The organism is Rhodococcus sp. 06-1460-1B (genome assembly GCF_002258475.1).
GTDB lineage: Bacteria > Actinomycetota > Actinomycetes > Mycobacteriales > Mycobacteriaceae > Rhodococcoides > Rhodococcoides fascians.
On sequence record NZ_NOYS01000043.1, the window covers coordinates 225393 to 243424 of the forward strand.

Here is an 18032-nt window from a genome sequence, read left to right on the forward strand (position 1 = left end):
TATCGTAACGTTACCGATCCCGTTGCGCGACCGTAATAATCTGCTCGGTCGGTTACTTCGTAGGCTCGGGTGCGGCCTCACCTGCGCCTTCGGCAGTGTCGTGGCGTCGAGAAAAAAGTGTGGAAATCCCCGTGTCGCGTGCCGAGGCGACCGGTGCGGGTCGGGTGGAAGTGCGATCCGGCCGAGTCGGTCGCCCGAACGCAAGCCTGGCGAACCCAGCCCTTGAGTGCTGGCACTCTCGTGTATAGAGTGCTAGTTGGCACCGAGCGAAGTCCCGGCACCCGCGACGACGGGACCGAGTTTCGTGCCGAGTTTGTCAGGACCGCACGAGAAGTACTTACACACAGCTGTCCGGGGATCCGACCCCGGACGCGTACCCCATAACTTTGGAGGGCTCAACGTGGCGAGCGTGAAAATCAAGCCGCTCGAGGACAAGATCCTCGTCCAGGCCAACGAGGCCGAGACGACGACCGCCTCCGGTCTGGTCATCCCCGACACAGCCAAGGAGAAGCCCCAGGAGGGCACCGTCGTCGCCGTTGGCGAAGGCCGTGTCACCGAGAAGGGCAACCGAATCCCGGTCGACGTCAAAGAAGGTGACACCGTCATCTACAGCAAGTACGGCGGCACCGAGATCAAGTACGCCGGCGAGGAGTACCTGATTCTGTCGGCACGCGACGTGCTGGCAGTCATCGCCAAGTAGGCCACAACGCATCCCGCCCCGGAATCCGATTTCAGTGTCGGTCCCGGGGCGGAGTGCGTTCGATCGAGTTTCTTTACTCGAAGGAGTAACACCGAAACATGGCAAAGCAAATCCAATTCAACGAGGAAGCACGCCGCTCTCTCGAGCGCGGCGTCGACAAGCTCGCCGACGCAGTCAAGGTCACTCTCGGACCGCGTGGTCGCCACGTCGTCCTCTCCAAGGCCTTCGGTGGCCCCACGGTCACCAACGACGGTGTGTCGATCGCTCGTGAAATCGACCTGGAAGATCCGTTCGAGAATCTCGGCGCCCAGTTGGTCAAGAGCGTCGCCACCAAGACGAACGACGTCGCAGGCGACGGCACCACCACGGCGACCGTTCTCGCACAAGCTCTCGTCCGCGGCGGACTGAAGAACATCGCCGCCGGAGCCAACCCCATCGCGCTGGGCACCGGTATCTCCAAGGCAGCGGACAAGGTTGCCGAGGCACTGCTCGCCGCCGCCACCCCGGTCGAGGGCAAGCAGGCCATCGCTCAGGTTGCGACCGTGTCCTCGCGGGACCCCGAGATCGGCGAACTCGTCGGTGAGGCGCTCACTCGCGTCGGTGCAGACGGCGTCGTCACCGTCGAGGAGTCCTCGACGCTGCTCACCGAGCTGTCGGTCACCGAGGGCGTCCAGTTCGACAAGGGCTACCTCTCGCCGTACTTCGTCACCGACGTCGACACGCAGGAAGCTGTGCTCGAGGACGCCTACGTCCTGCTCTACCGCGAGAAGATCACCTCGCTTCCCGACTTCCTCCCGCTGTTGGAGAAGGTTGCCGAGAGCGGCAAGCCGTTGCTGATCATCGCCGAGGACACCGAGGGTGAGGTTCTGTCGACTCTGGTCGTGAACTCCATCCGCAAGACGATCAAGGCCGTTGCCGTCAAGGCTCCGTTCTTCGGCGACCGTCGCAAGGCGTTCCTCGACGACCTCGCAGTCGTCACCGCAGGCCAGGTCATCACTGCAGATGTCGGCCTGAGCCTGAAGGAAGCCGGCCTCGAGCTGCTCGGCCGGGCGCGTCGCGTCGTCGTCACCAAGGACGAGACGACCATCGTCGACGGTTCCGGCTCGCAGGACGACATCGATGCCCGCGTCGGCCAGCTTCGTCGCGAGATCGAGAACACCGACTCCGAGTGGGATCGTGAAAAGCTCGAAGAGCGGCTCGCGAAGCTCTCCGGCGGCATTGCCGTCATCAAGGTCGGTGCCGCAACCGAGACCGAGCTCAAGGAACGCAAGTTCCGCGTCGACGATGCAGTTGCAGCGGCCAAGGCTGCAGTGGAAGAAGGCATCGTTCCCGGCGGTGGCTCCGCTCTGACTCAGGCCGCGTTGTCGCTGGCCGACGATCTCGGCCTTACCGGTGACGAAGCCACCGGCGTCGCAGTGGTGCGCACTGCACTGAACGCACCGCTGTTCTGGATTGCCACCAACGCCGGCATCGACGGTTCCGTCGTCGTCAGCAAGGTGGCCGAGTTGCCGAAGGGCCACGGTTTCAACGCCGCGACCCTGACGTACGGCGACCTGCTGGCCGACGGTGTGGTGGATCCGGTGAAGGTGACCCGATCTGCCGTGGTCAACGCCGCATCCGTCGCGCGCATGATCCTGACGACGGAAAGCTCCATCGTCGAGAAGCCCGAAGAAGAATCCGAGGCCGCAACCGGCCACGGACACGCTCACTGATTTTCGGGTAGTACGACGAAGCCCCCAACCCGAACGGGTTGGGGGCTTCGTCGTGTGTGCAGCTGTGAATGTCGTGTGCTCAGACCGCGATGCGGCGGCGGTTGTGCCGGGCGTGCAATTCGCGCTCCGTCTCGGACATCCCTCCCCAGATGCCGTACGGCTCGCTGACGTTGAGTGCGTGGGTGCGGCACTGAGCGAGTACCGGACAGCTGCGGCACATCTCTTTGGCGCGCATCTCTCGCTGTGCTCGCGCCCGACCCCGCTCGCCGTCGGGGTGGAAGAACATGGACGAGTCGACGCCACGGCACAGGCCGTGCATCTGCCAATCCCAAATATCGGCGTTCGGCCCAGGGAGGTGGTTCGGCTGCGGCATGGAAACTCCTAGGGTGGTGTGGCTTCGACGGATTCGTGATCCGAACAGCGACAACGTTATGTGGGTCGACGAAATCGAGTCAATAGAGCTCGATCGTGGGCAAATGCATAGCGGGAGGGCGAAGAATTAACACGCTCGATATTTACTTCGAACCGCTCGCATGTGTGCGCTTCCGGTTGAGAAATCGGCCGAGTCGGGAGACGATGCTCATGGCACGACGCGGCGCAGGATCGACGGTGACGTGTCGGCGCGAGCCGGTGCCGCTCCGAATTCCACCGCGCGTTTCTCGAAGACCCGCAGCTCGAAGGTGTTGTCGCAGAGCGTCGAGCGGTGGCGGGCCGGGTTCGGCCTCGATGCACGAGCGGCCGAGCGGATCGAGCGAGGAGTCAGTCGTTGTTGCCGAACGATTCCGATCGGCGGTGTCGAATGTGCCCGACGCATTCTTGTCCGGCTCCGTTAAACGACCCGCCGTTTAACCCATTCGCCACACAGCGTTCAGATAACTGTTTCCGAAACAACACCTATTCACATTGTTAATTCTGTGAAAACTGCAGCGGCGTCCTGAAAGGTCGTCGTGAATGCGACAGCCCGTCCGGCGCGACATTCGCATTCGTGCGTTGCGTGTCCGTCGTTCTCGGTCGGCCCACTCGCGTGTCTGCAGTCCGTCCGTGGCCATACCCTGACGTCGTGCACAGTGTTTCGAAGTCCTCGCCCGTCACCGGAGAGTCCGACTGCATCGGACTCGAGCTGAAAAAGGCGGCGTTCGGAGTAGACCCCGGTCGAACCGACCTACCGGCGGCCACCGATGCGCGGCAGAGTTGGTACCGCGGTGTCGCGTTGGCCGGCCAGGGTCGGTACAACGCTGCCCGGGTCGAGCTTCGGCGGTTCCGGCCGACGTCGCCGGCGCTCGAGTCCCTGTACGAGTCGACCAGGGCGTCATGGCTACGCCAGATCGGTCGGCACCGGCTCGCCCGTGGGTTCGACGGGAGGGCGGTGTTCCTGATCGGGCTCACCGGCGAGGCGCGCACGACGGACGCGGTGGAGGCGCGCAGTGATGCCCTGGTCGGATTGGCGGCGGATGCACTGGGGACCGGCCGATTCGGGTTCGCGGATGCGTTCCTGGCGCGCAACGCAGAGCTGCTCTCGGTGCCCGGCGTGTCGGATCTGTGGCGTCCGGCGCTGCGCGCGCAGTGGGTGGCAGCCGAGCTGGCGATGATGCGTGGAGACGGCACTGGAGCGCTCCGACACGCCGAGTTCGCTCGTGCACTTGCCGCCGACACCGATTCGATACGGCACCGCATCAAAACCGATCTGGTGATGGCGGCGGCCCTGAGCTGCGCCGGTGCGACCGAGCGTGCATGCGCAGGGGCCGTCGACGTGGCCTGTGCTGCGGCGATGCACGGTTTACTGCCCTTGCGTTGGGCCGCGACGATGCTGTGCGAAGGAACCGGGGGAGCGGATTCGGACATGGTGTCGGCACGCGAGCTGGGAGCCGCGCTCCAACGACTGGGCGGATCCGCGGTCGGTTGACCTGGACCGCAGCCGCGCACGGACCGAGCGGTTCGATTGCAGGCCGTCGGTGTCGCTATCCTTGGTTCGTTCCACCACCACGTGGAAGCGCTCCCAGGCGGGTGCGTACCTGTAACGCGGGGAAATTTGTCGACGATGAACAGTGCGGGTGAGGAGTTGGACTCTTTCGTCGTTGCCGCAGCGCAAGGCGATCGACTGGCTCTGTCCCGGGTCTTGGAATTCATCCGACCACTCGTCGTCCGGTATTGCCGGGCTCGAGTCGGTTCGGCTGAGCGTGGTCAGCTTTCGGCCGACGACGTGGCGCAGGAGGTCTGTTTGGCAGTCATGACCGCCTTGCCGCGTTACCAGGATCAAGGTCGTCCGTTCATGGCATTCGTGTACGGCATCGCGGCGCACAAGGTCGCAGATGCTCATCGCAGTGCCTCGCGTAACAAATCGGACCCGGCCGCCGAAGTACCAGATGTCGTGTCGACAGAACATGGTCCGGAGCAGCGAGCTCTGGAATCCGAGTCGAGTCGTCAGATGACTGCACTACTGGACACCTTGCCCGCCAAGCACCGCGAGATTCTGGTGCTCCGACTCATCGTCGGATTGTCGGCCGAGGAGACGGCAGCTGCGGTCGGCAGCACTGCAGGCGCTATCCGCGTGGCTCAGCACCGAGCTATCGCAAAACTGAAGAACGAAGTTGTGAGAGCAGGTGAAATGTATGGCTAGGGACAATGGTCACGGTGGCCCCGGTGAGACCCCGCGTCGCGGAATCTCGCGTATCGGAGAGCACGTGACACCCACTGGACCGAAGCAGAACGATCCCTATGCCGACATCGGCGCAGACGGTGGTCCCGTGGACCTCGTCGCCGTTCGTCGTGACGATGCCTTCATCGACGCGATCAGTGGTGACGGACCGATCGCAACCGATGATGCGGACGATTACCAACTCGCGCTCCTGCTCGCCAATTGGCGAGCGGACGTGATCACACCGTCCATGCCGGCCGGTCCTTCTCTCGACACCGTTGTTGCGGCCGTCGAGCGCGAGAAGGTGGCAGCCGACATGGCTCGATCCAGCGCGGCGAACCGCGGGGGCCGGATGCGTCTGTTGCGTCCGCTCGCCGGTGCCGCCGCCGCGATCGCAGTCGTGTTGGGCGGTCTGGTGGTCATCTCGTACAACTCGACGCCCGAGGATCCGCTGTGGAGCGTCAAGTCGGTCGTGTTCTCCGAGCAGGCCGATTCGACTGTCGCGCAGATAGATACGACATCGAAGCTGCAGGAGGCGGAGAACCTTCTGTCGTCCGGCGATGCCGACGCTGCCCGCGCTCTTCTCGACGGCGCATCGAACCGCAGTTCCGCGGTCATCGACGATGCTCAGCGAGCCGAACTCGACCAGTGGCTGGCCCGTTTGCTGCAGGAGTTGCAGGCCATGACGGTGCCGCCCGTGGTACCTCCGATGGGTGTGGCCCCGGCAGCCCCGTTGTCGGTGCCCAGCCAAGCAACTCTGGTTCCGACGGCTCCGGTGGAGACGGTTGCACCGGAATCCACCGCGGTTCCGAGCACGCCGAATCCGGAAACGACGACACCGGTCAGCCCGCCCGTCACCACGAGTCCGAGTCCGACGACCACCGACGTCACACCGACGGTGCTCGACAACCCGAATCAGCCGACGGCCACTGCCAGTGGCAGTTCGCCCGAGAACGGCGACCGCATGTCGGTTCCGTCCGGCGGAAGCTGAGCGACAGGCCCTGTTCGACGACGCAGACCGTGAACAACGAAGAAGCCCGACACGATGATCGTGTCGGGCTTCTTCGTTTGTCTGGGGTCTCAGCTCTCGAAACCGTCTCCGTGCAGAGCGTCGTTCATGGATGCGTCGGCGAAACCACGGCAGTAATCCCACGTGACGTACGCGTCGGGCACCGGGTCGTAGGCCGGCTCGTGCGGGCGCACGGTGCCGTCGACGAGCAGCTGCAGCAGATTCGCACGCAGCATGTCCCAGTCGTGGTAGTGGTCCTGCTGGCAGTCTTCGCAGCACACGACGAGTCCACGGATACCGCGGTGGCCGAGGAGTGCCTCGTAGACAGCGAGGTCCGCCAAGTCTTCTTCTACGGCCAGCCGTTCTTGGGGATCGAGAGGCTGGCCGGGCTCGATTGCATCGAGGGCGGCCGACGGGTCGGCGGGGTCTCCGGCGAACGGATCCGGGGGTAGACCGGGAGGCAGTTGATCGCGCACGCCTCCACGGTACGCAGAACTGGTGGGTCTGCGCCAGCCGTTCGAGCGCGACATGCCGGACGATCCGTACCGCCGGACCCCGTCGGGTCTTCGATTCGGTGCCTCCGAGCGTCCGCAGCGGGAGGCGTGCGCACTGATTGTGCCGCAGGCCGATACCATGGTTCCCGGCGCTGAACAGATGAGTGCAAGTGCCGAAACTCCATCCGTTCTCCAACACCGCACCGCGGTGCGCCTGCGAGCTCTCACCGGCCGCATGCCGCGCCCACGATGCAACCAGGCTCTAGGGAGGGCCAGATTCGTATGAGTAGTCCCGGAGCCCACGTCCGCACAGGCGGCGACGATCCCAACAAGGTCGCGATGCTCGGCCTCACGTTCGACGACGTCCTGCTGCTGCCGGCCGCTTCGGATCTGATCCCCAGCGCCGTGGACACGTCCAGTCAGATCACCCGCGAGATCAGGCTGCGAGTCCCGCTGGTCAGTTCTGCGATGGATACCGTCACCGAGGCGCGGATGGCCATTGCGATGGCACGTGCAGGCGGCATGGGTGTGCTGCACCGCAATCTCTCGCTGCACGATCAGGCGTCTCAGGTCGAGACCGTCAAGCGCTCGGAGGCCGGGATGGTCACCGACCCGGTCACCTGCAAGCCCACCGACTCGCTGGCCGAGGTCGACGCGATGTGTGCGCGCTTCCGTATCTCGGGGCTCCCGGTCACCGACGAGACCGGTGCGCTGGTCGGCATCATCACCAACCGCGACATGCGGTTCGAGGTGGATCAGAACCGTCGCGTCGCCGACGTCATGACGAAGGCACCGTTGATCACCGCGCAGGAGGGGGTCACCGCCGAAGCGGCCCTCGGCCTGCTGCGTCGCCACAAGATCGAGAAGCTACCGATCGTCGACGGCAAAGGCGCACTCACCGGCCTGATCACGGTGAAGGACTTCGTCAAGACCGAGCAGCACCCCGACGCCACCAAGGACCGTGACGGTCGTCTGCTGGTCGGAGCAGCAGTGGGCGTCGGGCAGGATGCCTGGGCCAGGTCGATGGCACTGACCGATGCCGGCGTCGACGTCATCATCGTCGACACCGCGCACGGCCACAATTCTCAGGTGCTCGAGATGGTCAGCAAGCTCAAGGCAGAGGTGGGCGAGCGCGTTCAGGTCGTCGGCGGAAACGTCGCCACCCGCGCGGGCGCACTAGCCCTCGTCGAGGCCGGTGCCGATGCGGTGAAGGTGGGCGTCGGACCCGGATCGATCTGCACCACCCGCGTGGTCGCCGGCGTCGGCGCTCCGCAGATCACCGCCATCCTCGAAGCCGTGGCCGCGTGCAAGCCGCACGGCGTACCGGTCATCGCCGACGGCGGTATGCAGTTCTCCGGTGACATCGCCAAGGCACTCGCTGCAGGCGCGTCGACCGCAATGCTCGGATCGTTGTTGGCCGGCACCGCCGAGTCTCCGGGTGAGCTGATCCTGGTCGGCGGCAAGCAGTTCAAGAGCTACCGCGGCATGGGCTCACTCGGTGCGATGCAGGGACGCGGGGGAGCGAAGTCGTTCTCGAAGGACCGCTACTTCCAGGACGACGTGCTGGCCGAGGACAAGCTGGTTCCCGAGGGGATCGAGGGACGCGTCCCGTACCGGGGTCCGTTGAACCAGGTCATCCACCAGCTCACCGGTGGGTTGCGCGCTGCCATGGGGTACACCGGGTCGACGTCCATCGAGCACCTGCAGCAGGCTCAGTTCGTGCAGATCACCGCGGCCGGTCTCAAGGAGAGCCACCCGCACGACATCACGATGACCGCTGAGGCTCCGAACTACACCACCCGATAGTCGCGTCGGCCCCTGGTGGCCGAACGATTCGCTCTCGAAGTAGAAAGGTGCGCGCGTGCGCGACCTCGTTGAAATCGGCATGGGCAGAGAAGCCCGCCGCACCTACCAGCTGGACGACGTCGATATCGTGCCGTCTCGGCGCACCCGGTCGTCCAAGGAGGTGTCGACTGCCTGGCAGCTCGATGCCTACCGGTTCGACATCCCGGTGCTCGCCCATCCGACCGATGCGTTGGTCTCGCCTGCGTTCGCCATCGAGCTCGGTAAGCAAGGCGGGCTCGGGGTGATCAACGGCGAAGGGCTGTGGGCGCGGCACGCCGACGTGCAGGCCAAGCTCGACCAGTTGATCCACATCGCCGAGACCGATCTCGATCCCGACGCGCCGATCGCATTCCTGCAGGAACTGCACGCTGCGCCGTTGCAGCCCGATCTGTTGGCCGCCGCAGTGGGCCAGGTGCGTGATGCAGGCGTCACCGTCGCTGTACGAGTGAGCCCGCAGAACGCCCGTGCTCTGACGCCTGCGCTGATCGCATCGGGTCTGGATCTGCTGGTCATCCAGGGCACGATCATCTCCGCCGAGCACGTTGCGCACGGCGACGACGAGCCGCTCAACCTCAAGACGTTCATCGCAGAGCTCGACGTCCCCGTCATCGCCGGCGGCGTCAGCGATCACCGGACCGCGTTGCACCTGATGCGCACGGGTGCGGCCGGCGTCATCGTGGGCTACGGCTCCGTCGAAGGCGGCACCACCACCGGTGAAGTTCTCGGCATCGGTGTTCCGATGGCCACTGCGATCGCCGACGCGGCGGCCGCACGTCGGGACTACCTGGACGAGACCGGTGGACGCTACGTGCACGTCATCGCCGACGGTGACATCACCACGTCCGGCGCACTGGCGAAAGCCATCGCCTGCGGCGCGGATGCTGCGGTGCTCGGTGCGCCGTTGGCCGTGGCCGCCGAGGCTCCCGGTGGCGGCTGGTACTGGCCGTCCGCCGCGGCACATCCGTCGATGCCGCGTGGCGCGTTGCTGCCGATGTCCGCGGGGGAGCGTCCGAGCCTCGATCAGGTGCTGCACGGACCGTCGCGTGAGTCGTACGGCTCGATCAACCTCGTCGGCGGATTGCGTCGCTCGATGGCGAAGTCGGGCTACTCCGATCTGAAGGAATTTCAGAAGGTCGGCCTGAACGTTCGGGCCTGACAGAACCCCCATACGACAGGGCGCGCACTCGATCTCCGGGTGCGCGCCTTGTGTCGTTCGTCGGGCATGTCCCGGTAAGCCGACCCTCGGTTGGTGATACCTTCCGTAACAGCTAGAATCGCTTGTGGCGGTAGTCACACAGCGATGTGCATACTGTTCGACAGGTAACGGACGTAGCGGAGGTCACCATGGGTTCAGCTGGACGCGCAACGGATTACGACGTTCTCATCGTCGGTTCGGGCTTCGGTGGAAGCGTCACCGCGCTTCGGCTGGTGGAGAAGGGATACCGCGTCGGAATCCTCGAGGCCGGGCAGCGATTCGAGGACAAGGACTTCGCCAAGAACAGCTGGGATCTCAAGCGCTTCCTGTGGGCACCCAAGCTGGGTCTCTACGGCATCCAGCGGGTGCATCTGCTGCGCGACTGCCTGATCCTCGCCGGTGCAGGGGTCGGCGGCGGATCGCTGAACTACGCGAACACGCTGTACAAGCCGCAGGCACCGTTCTTCGAGGACAAGCAGTGGGCGCACATCACCGACTGGAGCAGTGAGCTCTCCCCGTTCTACGACCAGGCCACCCGCATGTTGGGTGTCGTGCGCAACCCGCACATGACCCCCGCCGACGAGGTGATGAAGTCGGTGGCCGAGGATATGGGCGTTGCCGACACGTTCATTCAGACACCGGTGGGCGTGTTCTTCGGTGACGAACCAGGTAAGACCGTCCCGGACCCGTACTTCGGTGGTGCCGGCCCCGAGCGCACCGGATGTATCGAATGCGGCGAGTGCATGACCGGGTGCCGCCACGGAGCCAAGAACACCCTGCTGAAGAACTACCTCGGCCTGGCCGAGCGCGCAGGAGCCGAGATCGTGCCGATGACGACCGTCACCGGTCTCGTTCCCCGATCCGACGGCACCTGGGACGTCGACACCGAGCGCACCGGAGCGCGTCTGCGCAAGGGTCGCAAGACGTACAGCGCTGCTAATGTCGTGCTGGCAGCCGGCACGTGGGGCACGCAGAACCTCCTGCACAAGATGAAGGACACGGGCACGTTGCCGCGGTTGTCGGACACTCTCGGTGAGCTGACCCGCACAAACTCGGAGTCGATCGTCGGAGCCGCGAAGTTGGCGGTCGATCCGAACATGGATCTCACCCGCGGCGTCGCCATCACGTCCTCGTTCCATCCCAGCCCCAACACCCACATCGAACCGTGCCGCTACGGCAAGGGCTCCAACGCGATGGGCATGCTGCAGACCCTGATGACCGACGGCGGAGGAAAGATTCCGCGTTGGCTCAAGTTCGTCTTCGCGCTGATCGCGCATCCGATCCAGTTCGTCCGCGTCGTCAACGTCCGGCACTGGAGCGAGCGGACCATCATCGCGTTGGTGATGCAGAACCTCGACAACTCGATCACCACGTTCACCAAGCGGGGCCCCTTCGGCCGCAAGATCTCGAGCCGTCAGGGGCACGGTCAGCCCAACCCGACGTGGATTCCCGAGGGCAACGACGCCACTCGGCGCATCGCGAAAAAGATCGGCGGCGTCGCAGGTGGGACGTGGGGCGAGCTGTTCAACATCCCGCTCACCGCACACTTCCTCGGTGGGTGCGCTATCGCCGAGGACGCCCAGCACGGCGTCATCGACCCGTACCACCGCGTCCACGGCTACCCGACTCTCAGCGTGGTCGACGGTGCGGCAGTCTCGGCCAACCTCGGAGTCAACCCGTCGCTGACCATCAGCGCGCAGGCCGAGCGGTCGGCGGCTCTGTGGCCGAACAAGGGCGAGTCGGACCTGCGTCCGGCGCAGGGCCAGCCCTACCAGCGCCTCGATCCGATCGCTCCGAACTCGCCCGTCGTGCCCGTCGACGCACCCGGCGGCCTGCGGCTGCCGATCGTGCAGATCAGGTCCGGTTCGGCGGCCATGCCCGTCGAACATTCGGGTGTCGCGTGAGCGATTCGGGTGCTGCGAGTACACCGAAGCCGTCCCACTAGACTGACCAGGTGACCGACTCCTCTGCACACGATCCCGCACACGCACGGCCGGTTCTGGTCGTCGATTTCGGAGCCCAGTACGCACAGCTGATCGCCCGCCGGGTGCGCGAGGCCAGCGTGTACTCCGAGGTCATCTCGCACACCGCGACCGCCGAGGAGATCGCCGCCAAGGATCCCGTTGCTCTGGTGCTGTCCGGTGGGCCGTCCAGCGTCTACGCCGAGGGTGCACCCGAACTCGACTCCGCCCTGCTCGAACTGGGCGTCCCGGTCTTCGGTATCTGCTACGGCTTCCAGGCCATGGCGCAGGCGCTCGGCGGAACCGTCGAGCACACCGGAACACGTGAGTACGGGCGTACTCAGCTCAGCGTCGACGGCGGCCGCCTGCACGACGGTCTGCCGTCCACCCAGCCGGTCTGGATGAGTCACGGTGACGCGGTCACCGCTGCTCCCGACGGCTTCACCGTCACCGCGACCAGTGCCGGGGCTCCGGTTGCTGCGTTCGAGAACGAAGAGAAGCGGATGGCGGGTGTGCAGTACCACCCCGAGGTACTCCACTCACCACACGGACAGCAGGTCCTGAGCCGATTCCTCCACGAGACCGCCGGAATCAAGCCGGACTGGACCGCCGCGAACATCGCCGACGCGCTGGTCGACGCCGTCCAGGAACAGGTCGGTCCGACGGGCAAGGCGATCTGCGGCCTGTCCGGTGGTGTCGATTCTGCGGTGGCCGCGGCTCTGGTGCAGCGTGCGATCGGTGATCGGCTCACCTGTGTCTTCGTCGACCACGGCTTGCTACGCGCAGGCGAACGCGAGCAGGTGCAGCAGGACTTCGTAGCCGCGACCGGTGCCAAGCTCGTCACCGTCGACGCGGTGGACACCTTCCTCGGCGCGCTCGAAGGGGTGTCGGACCCGGAGGAGAAACGCAAGATCATCGGCCGCGAGTTCATTCGCAGCTTCGAGGGTGCCGTCGCCGAGGTGCTGGGCGAGAACGCCGAGCACGGTGATTCCGTCGAGTTCCTGGTGCAGGGCACCCTGTACCCGGACGTCGTGGAGTCCGGTGGCGGTTCGGGTACCGCGAACATCAAGAGCCATCACAACGTCGGCGGTCTGCCCGACGACCTGCAGTTCGCGTTGGTGGAGCCGTTGCGTGCGCTGTTCAAGGACGAGGTGCGCGCCGTCGGACGCGAGCTGGGCCTGCCCGAGGACATCGTCGGCAGACAACCGTTCCCGGGACCCGGACTGGCCATTCGCATCGTCGGAGAGATCACCGCGGACCGACTGGCCACGTTGCGTCACGCGGATTCGATTGTCCGAGAAGAGCTTACGGTCGCAGGCCTGGATCAGCAGATCTGGCAGTGCCCGGTGGTGCTGTTGGCCGACGTGCGCAGCGTCGGCGTGCAGGGAGACGGTCGTACCTACGGTCACCCCATCGTGTTGCGTCCGGTGTCGAGCGAGGATGCGATGACCGCGGACTGGACCCGGTTGCCGTACGACGTGCTGGAAACGATTTCGACTCGGGTGACCAACGAGGTTCCGGAGGTCAACCGAGTCGTACTCGACGTCACGAGCAAGCCGCCGGGCACCATCGAGTGGGAGTAGCGGGTTCAGTGCTTTCTGCTGGGACCCAGCAGTAAGGCCGCACCCACCACGACCGCAGCGATGACGAACACCCAGCGGAACTGAACCTCGGCCAGGGCGGTGACGGCGTCCTGGCCGATCAGCGCGGCGATCGCCACGATCAGCGCGGCGAGTCCGGCGAGGAACAACGGAGCCGACGGGCCCTGCCTGCTCGAACTCTGTGCCGCGGTGTCCGAAGAACTGTCTCCGTGGCCGTATTCGGTGTGAATCCCGTTGTCGCTCATTGCTGCACCACTTTCAGTTCTCCGAATGTCGCATCGCCCTCGATCGTCAAGACCGGCGCGTCGGGTCGTGCGTCCTTTCCGGCGCGGACGCCGGGATCACTGCACTCGGCCGAACCGAATTCGGCGTTGCATTTCGTCTCGATGCTCATCGTGCTCGGTACGGTCACCACGGCACTGCCGAACGTCACATCGATCGCCACAGTCTTGCTCTCGGTGAGCGTCAGGCCGGTGAGGTCGAGGTCCAGTTCACCGAAGCCGACGTCGTAGGCGGGGGCAAGTGCGGCGGCGGTGAGCGGGGCAACCCGTTGCGCGCCCGACACACTGTCGTCCAGATTCACCGGCCCGACCACCGATGCGAGAACGACGAACCCGGCCAGCGGCGCGCCGACGACCAACAGGCCGTAGCCCTTTCGGAGAAATGCACCCAGGATCAGACCCACTGCGATGATCGACAACGCGACGGCACCGACGCGGCCCGGAGTGATCCAGTCGGAACCTGTCAGTGCTCCGAGTCCGGTGGTGACGGCAGCGCCGAGCAATGCTAGGCCGAGAAAGCTTGCCGTCCAACGCGATCGACGCTTACGTTCGATCGGTGCCGGTGGGAAGGTGCCGGCCGGTTCGGGGAGGTCCCACGCAAACGGTGCCACTCCCAATGGGTCCCACGACGGAGGTGTCACGGCCTGAGGTGCCGGCGGAACGGCAGTGGCAGAAATACTTTCGGCACGTGTGCTCTTGGTGAGGTCGACGGTCGGTGCAGTACCGGATTCCGATACCGGCTGTGTTGTCTGCGGTGTCGGCTCGTAGCTCTTGGGCAGCGTCGTGTACGGGGTGTACTGCTCGTACTGGAACTGCGGCGGCCGGTATTGCGCGGCAGACCACTGCTCCGCGGAGGTGGTGGACGAGCCGAACGGGGTCGGTGCGTACTGCTGCCGGGTGAATTCCGCTGTTCGCAGGTACGGCGGCGGCTCGGGGCAGCGCTGGTGAAGCAACCACAGTCCGCCGAGCATCGCCGCGAGAGAGATCACGCCGGATCCGCCGAGTCCCACACCGGCCGGACCGAGTGTCGACAGTGCGATCACCAACGCGACCGCCACGACGACGGTCTTCGTCGTCGAATCGGAGCTGTGCCCGCGGCCCACCATGGATTCGACCCCCGAGGCGGAGTCGCCGGCGCGGCTGAGGACCAGCCACGCCGCCAGGTACAGCACGATTCCGGTGCCGCCGAAGAGGGTGGACACGACGAATGCGACCCGGATCAGTACGGGGTCGACGTCGTATCGGTAGCCGATACCGGCTGCTACACCCGCCACGTGTCCGCGTTGCGGCAAGCGGTGCGGACGGGTGCGCCACATCTGCTGTAGCTGATCCGAGACGGTCACGTTGTTCATGATGACCATCGTGTCGGCTCGAACCTCGGAACACATCAGGGATTCCCCTGATCTCGTACCCCGGACTTGCACCCGGGTCTGTTGCAAGGGCGAAAGATCAGGGCGAACCCTGATGCGGTACCGCCCTCGGCCGTGCCAGGATCGTGGGCGTGCACCCTGTCGACAATCCAGCCGTTGACGCCGCCGTCGGCGCGTCCGCCGCGCCCGGTGCTGCGCCGTCGACCCGTCCCCTCCCGCCGCACCCTGTCGTTGCGTCGGGTTCGGCTTCTCGTGCAGCGTTGGAACGGTCGGCCCCCGCACCGTATCGACGCCGCGGCGGCGGTCGTATCGTCGGCGGCGTCGCGGGCGGACTCGCCGATCATCTGGGTGTCGACGTGTTCAAGATACGGGTGGCGTTCGCGTTGCTCGCGGCGTCCGCCGGTGCAGGGATCGTTGCGTACGGCCTGATCTGGATGTTCACCCCGGTCGGTGACGACACGGCACGTCCGAGCGCTACCGAGCGGCAACGAGCATTGGGACTGGCCGCCATCGGCCTCGGACTCGCCGTCGGGCTGGCCTGGTTGCTCAGTGGTACTGCGGCATCGGTTGTCGTGCCGGTCGTCGTGGTCGTCGTCGGTGCTGCCCTGGTGTGGCGAGAATTCGATGCCGAGGGGCCGCGGACGGCGCTGGGGTTGCCCAAGCAACCGACTGTGCTCAGCTGGGCTCGTGTCGTCGGCGGCGCGACGTTGATCGTCCTGGGCCTGGCCGTGGTGGTGTTGGCCCGCGTCGATCTCGCGTCGCTTCGGTCGTCCCTGTTGGCCGTGGTGGTCACCCTCGTCGGTGTCGGTCTGTTGACGGTGCCGATCTGGTTGCGGACCTGGCGTGCGCTCGGGGCGGAGCGATCGGCGCGTATCCGAAACGACGAACGTGAAGAGATTGCGTCGCATCTGCACGATTCGGTGCTGCAGACGTTGGCGCTCATTCAGAAGCAGGCGGATCGGCCGCAGGAGGTCATGCGGTTGGCGCGTGGGCAGGAGCGAGAACTGCGCAAGTGGTTGTTCGACGGCGGCGACACAGACAACTCGAGCTTGGCCGATGCGCTCAAGACCATCTCCGGCGAGGTCGAGGATCAACACGGCGTGACGGTCCGTCCCATCACGGTCGGGGACGTGCATCTGTTGCCGGACGACGTCGAATCGGGGCTGTCGCGAGAGAGCTTCACTGCGCTGCTGGGGGCCACTCGTGAAGCTCTGGTCAACGCGGCCAAACATTCCGGTGAGACCAACATCGATCTGTTCGCCGAAACCGAACCCGAGCAGGTCAGTGTGTTCGTCCGCGATCGCGGTACGGGCTTCGACGAGTCCGCGGTGCCCGAGGACCGACAGGGACTGGCCAAGTCCATCCGTGGACGAATCGAACGCCGCGGCGGTTCCGTACAGGTGCGGTCCACAGTCGGTAGGGGAACCGAAGTACGAATCTTCATGCCTCGCAACGGCGGGGCAGTGACCACCGAATCCGAATCCAACCATCAGGAGCAGCCGACGTGACCGACCCTTTCCGCGTTTTTCTGGTCGACGACCACGCGGTGTTTCGCTCGGGAGTACGCGCCGAACTGGGCCGTGAGGCGGATATCGACGTCGTCGGGGAAGCAGGCGGAGTCGCCGAGGCGGTGTCGGGGATCGATTCCACCAAGCCCGACGTGGTGCTCCTGGACGTGCACATGCCCGACGGTGGTGGAGTGGCCGTGCTCAACCGAATCGCCGAGGGCCCAGTGTGCTTGGCGCTCAGCGTGTCCGACGCAGCGGAGGACGTCATCGCCGTCATCCGGGCCGGCGCGAGGGGGTATGTCACCAAGACCATCTCCGGCTCGGAACTGGCCGATTCCGTCCGACGCGTAGCCGGGGGAGACGCGGTGTTCAGCCCGCGTCTTGCCGGCTTCGTCCTCGACTCGTTCACCGGCCGCAGCGCAGCGCCCGAGCCGCCGTTGGATCCGGAATTGGATTCGTTGACGCCCCGTGAACTCGAAGTGCTGAGGTTGCTGGCGCGCGGCTACACGTATCGCGAGATCGCCGAGGATCTGTTCATCTCGGTCAAAACCGTCGAAACGCACGCGTCCAATGTTCTTCGGAAGACCCAACAATCGAACAGGAATGCACTGACGCGGTGGGCGCACAAGCGTCGAATCGATTAGGCCGTCTGCGTTGGGCTTGACCTTCGACCGATGCGAAGCTTCAGGATTTCGGCATGACTGATTCGGACGAAGAATTCCTGACCATCGGTGTGTTCGCGCGCGAGAGCGGGCTGACCCCCAGCGCCCTGCGGTTCTACGACGATTGCGGCTTGCTGGCCCCGGCGTCCATCGATGCACAATCGGGTTATCGCTACTACACCCGCGCACAATCGCAGCGGGCGAACATCATTCGCCAGCTGCGCGAGATCGGGCTGCCACTCGACAAGGTTGCCGCTGCCCTCGACGGCGATGGAACTGCCGCCATCGAGATCGTGGATCGACACGTCGAAGCTCTGGCCGCACAGGCACGGGCGGCAGCCGAGGCAGCAGTGTCGATTCGCCGGTTGTTCGACGAAAAATACTGCACGGCAACGGTATCTTCCGAGGACTTGGCCTCGGCGATGGCGCAGGTCTCGTCGGCGGCCGGGACGAGCGAAGAATTTCCGGTACTGCAGGGCGTACTGATCGAGGTGGACGGAAGCAGTGTCACCCTCACCGCGACGGATCGGTATCGATTGTCCACGCGCAGTTTCATCGCGCAGTGCTCGCCCGGATTACCGTGGTCGCGAATCGTGGCCGTCGGATCCCTCAAGGCCGTCCCCGCCTCGGGCACCCTCGTGCTGACGCGAACCGACGAGTCGATGGTGGTCGACTCCGACGGTTCTCGGGTGGCGGTGAACACGGTCGACGGTGAATTCCCCGACTGGCGCACGATGATGGACGGTCTGGCTCCGACTGTGACGAGGGTTGTGCTGCAACGGGATTTCGTTCCCGTCGACGGCAGTACCCTGCGTATCGAGGCCGGGCCCGACGGTTTCTCGGTCGATGGTGTTCCGGTTCCTGCACGGGTGACCGGTTCACAGAGCGTTGTGTTCTTCGATGCGGCCGTTCTGCAGGCCGCCGTTGCATCGGCCGTCGGACCGGATCTGATGCTCGATATCGCTGCACCGGATCAACCGATGCTGGTGCGTTCCGCGGTCGACGGCGCTCTGACGACGTTGGTGATGCCGGTTCTCGGCTGAACGGACGGAGTGTGCG

Annotated in this window: 17 protein-coding genes; 12 read left to right on the plus strand and 5 right to left on the minus strand. The window is 65.4% G+C overall.

Features of this window, described 5'->3' with window-relative positions:
- Window positions 1-400: 400 nt before the first annotated feature.
- Together groES and groL are read left to right on the plus strand one after the other, a co-directional pair.
- On the plus strand, window positions 401-700 hold the full coding sequence (groES, locus tag CH268_RS26210; protein ID WP_008718149.1) for a co-chaperone GroES: 300 nt from the start codon (window positions 401-403) through the stop codon (window positions 698-700).
- A gap of 98 nt (window positions 701-798) precedes the next feature.
- Window positions 799-2412 carry a chaperonin GroEL gene (groL, locus tag CH268_RS26215; protein WP_094666295.1) on the plus strand — a complete coding sequence of 538 codons (1614 nt, stop codon included), beginning with the start codon at window positions 799-801 and terminating at the stop codon, window positions 2410-2412.
- Between the two features lie 79 nt (window positions 2413-2491).
- Here groL and CH268_RS26220 read toward each other — a convergent pair whose 3' ends face one another.
- Together CH268_RS26220 and CH268_RS27640 are read right to left on the minus strand one after the other, a co-directional pair.
- Window positions 2492-2785, minus strand: coding sequence for a WhiB family transcriptional regulator (locus CH268_RS26220; protein ID WP_027496361.1), 294 nt, complete (start codon window positions 2783-2785; stop codon window positions 2492-2494).
- 207 nt (window positions 2786-2992) lie between these two features.
- Window positions 2993-3226: a hypothetical protein gene (locus CH268_RS27640; RefSeq protein WP_141215193.1), complete on the minus strand. Its 234-nt coding sequence runs from the start codon at window positions 3224-3226 to the stop codon at window positions 2993-2995.
- A 246-nt stretch (window positions 3227-3472) separates the two neighbouring features.
- On the opposite strand from CH268_RS27640, the gene CH268_RS26230 reads away from it, so the two are divergent.
- The 3 genes from CH268_RS26230 to CH268_RS26240 all read left to right on the plus strand — a co-directional run bounded on the left by CH268_RS26230 (window position 3473) and on the right by CH268_RS26240 (window position 6038).
- Entirely contained in the window at window positions 3473-4315 is an 843-nt protein-coding gene (locus tag CH268_RS26230) for a hypothetical protein (protein ID WP_141215194.1), read from the plus strand.
- Between the two features lie 135 nt (window positions 4316-4450).
- Complete coding sequence (locus CH268_RS26235) at window positions 4451-5029, plus strand: sigma-70 family RNA polymerase sigma factor (protein ID WP_027496363.1); 579 nt, start codon at window positions 4451-4453, stop codon at window positions 5027-5029.
- On the plus strand, window positions 5022-6038 hold the full coding sequence (locus CH268_RS26240; RefSeq protein ID WP_094666298.1) for an anti-sigma-D factor RsdA: 1017 nt from the start codon (window positions 5022-5024) through the stop codon (window positions 6036-6038). Before CH268_RS26235 ends, CH268_RS26240 begins: the two co-directional genes overlap by 8 nt.
- 89 nt (window positions 6039-6127) lie before the next feature.
- On the opposite strand, the gene CH268_RS26245 is transcribed toward CH268_RS26240, so the two are convergent.
- A complete protein-coding gene (locus tag CH268_RS26245) occupies window positions 6128-6532 on the minus strand; it encodes a DUF5319 domain-containing protein (RefSeq protein ID WP_027496364.1) in 405 nt (134 codons plus the stop codon).
- Window positions 6533-6832: 300 nt separating this feature from the next.
- Here CH268_RS26245 and guaB point away from each other — a divergent pair, with 300 nt between their 5' ends.
- From guaB to guaA, 4 genes are all read left to right on the plus strand, one after another.
- Window positions 6833-8356 carry an IMP dehydrogenase gene (gene guaB / locus CH268_RS26250; RefSeq protein WP_032365609.1) on the plus strand — a complete coding sequence of 508 codons (1524 nt, stop codon included), beginning with the start codon at window positions 6833-6835 and terminating at the stop codon, window positions 8354-8356.
- Between the two features lie 55 nt (window positions 8357-8411).
- Complete coding sequence (locus tag CH268_RS26255; RefSeq protein WP_027496367.1) at window positions 8412-9551, plus strand: GuaB3 family IMP dehydrogenase-related protein; 1140 nt, start codon at window positions 8412-8414, stop codon at window positions 9549-9551.
- A 188-nt stretch (window positions 9552-9739) separates the two neighbouring features.
- Complete coding sequence (locus CH268_RS26260; protein ID WP_094666299.1) at window positions 9740-11494, plus strand: FAD-dependent oxidoreductase; 1755 nt, start codon at window positions 9740-9742, stop codon at window positions 11492-11494.
- 50 nt (window positions 11495-11544) lie between these two features.
- A complete protein-coding gene (guaA, locus tag CH268_RS26265; protein ID WP_032365606.1) occupies window positions 11545-13134 on the plus strand; it encodes a glutamine-hydrolyzing GMP synthase in 1590 nt (529 codons plus the stop codon).
- A 5-nt stretch (window positions 13135-13139) separates the two neighbouring features.
- Here the strand turns inward: guaA and CH268_RS26270 are convergent, their stop codons facing one another.
- Both CH268_RS26270 and CH268_RS26275 read right to left on the minus strand, forming a co-directional pair.
- A complete protein-coding gene (locus CH268_RS26270; protein WP_027496370.1) occupies window positions 13140-13397 on the minus strand; it encodes a hypothetical protein in 258 nt (85 codons plus the stop codon).
- On the minus strand, window positions 13394-14785 hold the full coding sequence (locus tag CH268_RS26275; protein WP_094666359.1) for a PspC domain-containing protein: 1392 nt from the start codon (window positions 14783-14785) through the stop codon (window positions 13394-13396). The genes CH268_RS26270 and CH268_RS26275 overlap by 4 nt, the downstream gene beginning before the upstream one ends.
- Before the next feature lie 278 nt (window positions 14786-15063).
- Here CH268_RS26275 and CH268_RS26280 point away from each other — a divergent pair, with 278 nt between their 5' ends.
- From CH268_RS26280 to CH268_RS26290, 3 genes are read left to right on the plus strand one after another with little or no spacing between them, the layout of a single operon-like run.
- Window positions 15064-16311, plus strand: coding sequence for a sensor histidine kinase (locus tag CH268_RS26280; protein ID WP_051365358.1), 1248 nt, complete (start codon window positions 15064-15066; stop codon window positions 16309-16311).
- Window positions 16308-16955: a response regulator gene (locus tag CH268_RS26285; RefSeq protein WP_027496373.1), complete on the plus strand. Its 648-nt coding sequence runs from the start codon at window positions 16308-16310 to the stop codon at window positions 16953-16955. Before CH268_RS26280 ends, CH268_RS26285 begins: the two co-directional genes overlap by 4 nt.
- A 53-nt stretch (window positions 16956-17008) precedes the next feature.
- Window positions 17009-18016 carry a MerR family transcriptional regulator gene (locus CH268_RS26290; protein ID WP_094666300.1) on the plus strand — a complete coding sequence of 336 codons (1008 nt, stop codon included), beginning with the start codon at window positions 17009-17011 and terminating at the stop codon, window positions 18014-18016.
- Window positions 18017-18032 lie beyond the last annotated feature (16 nt).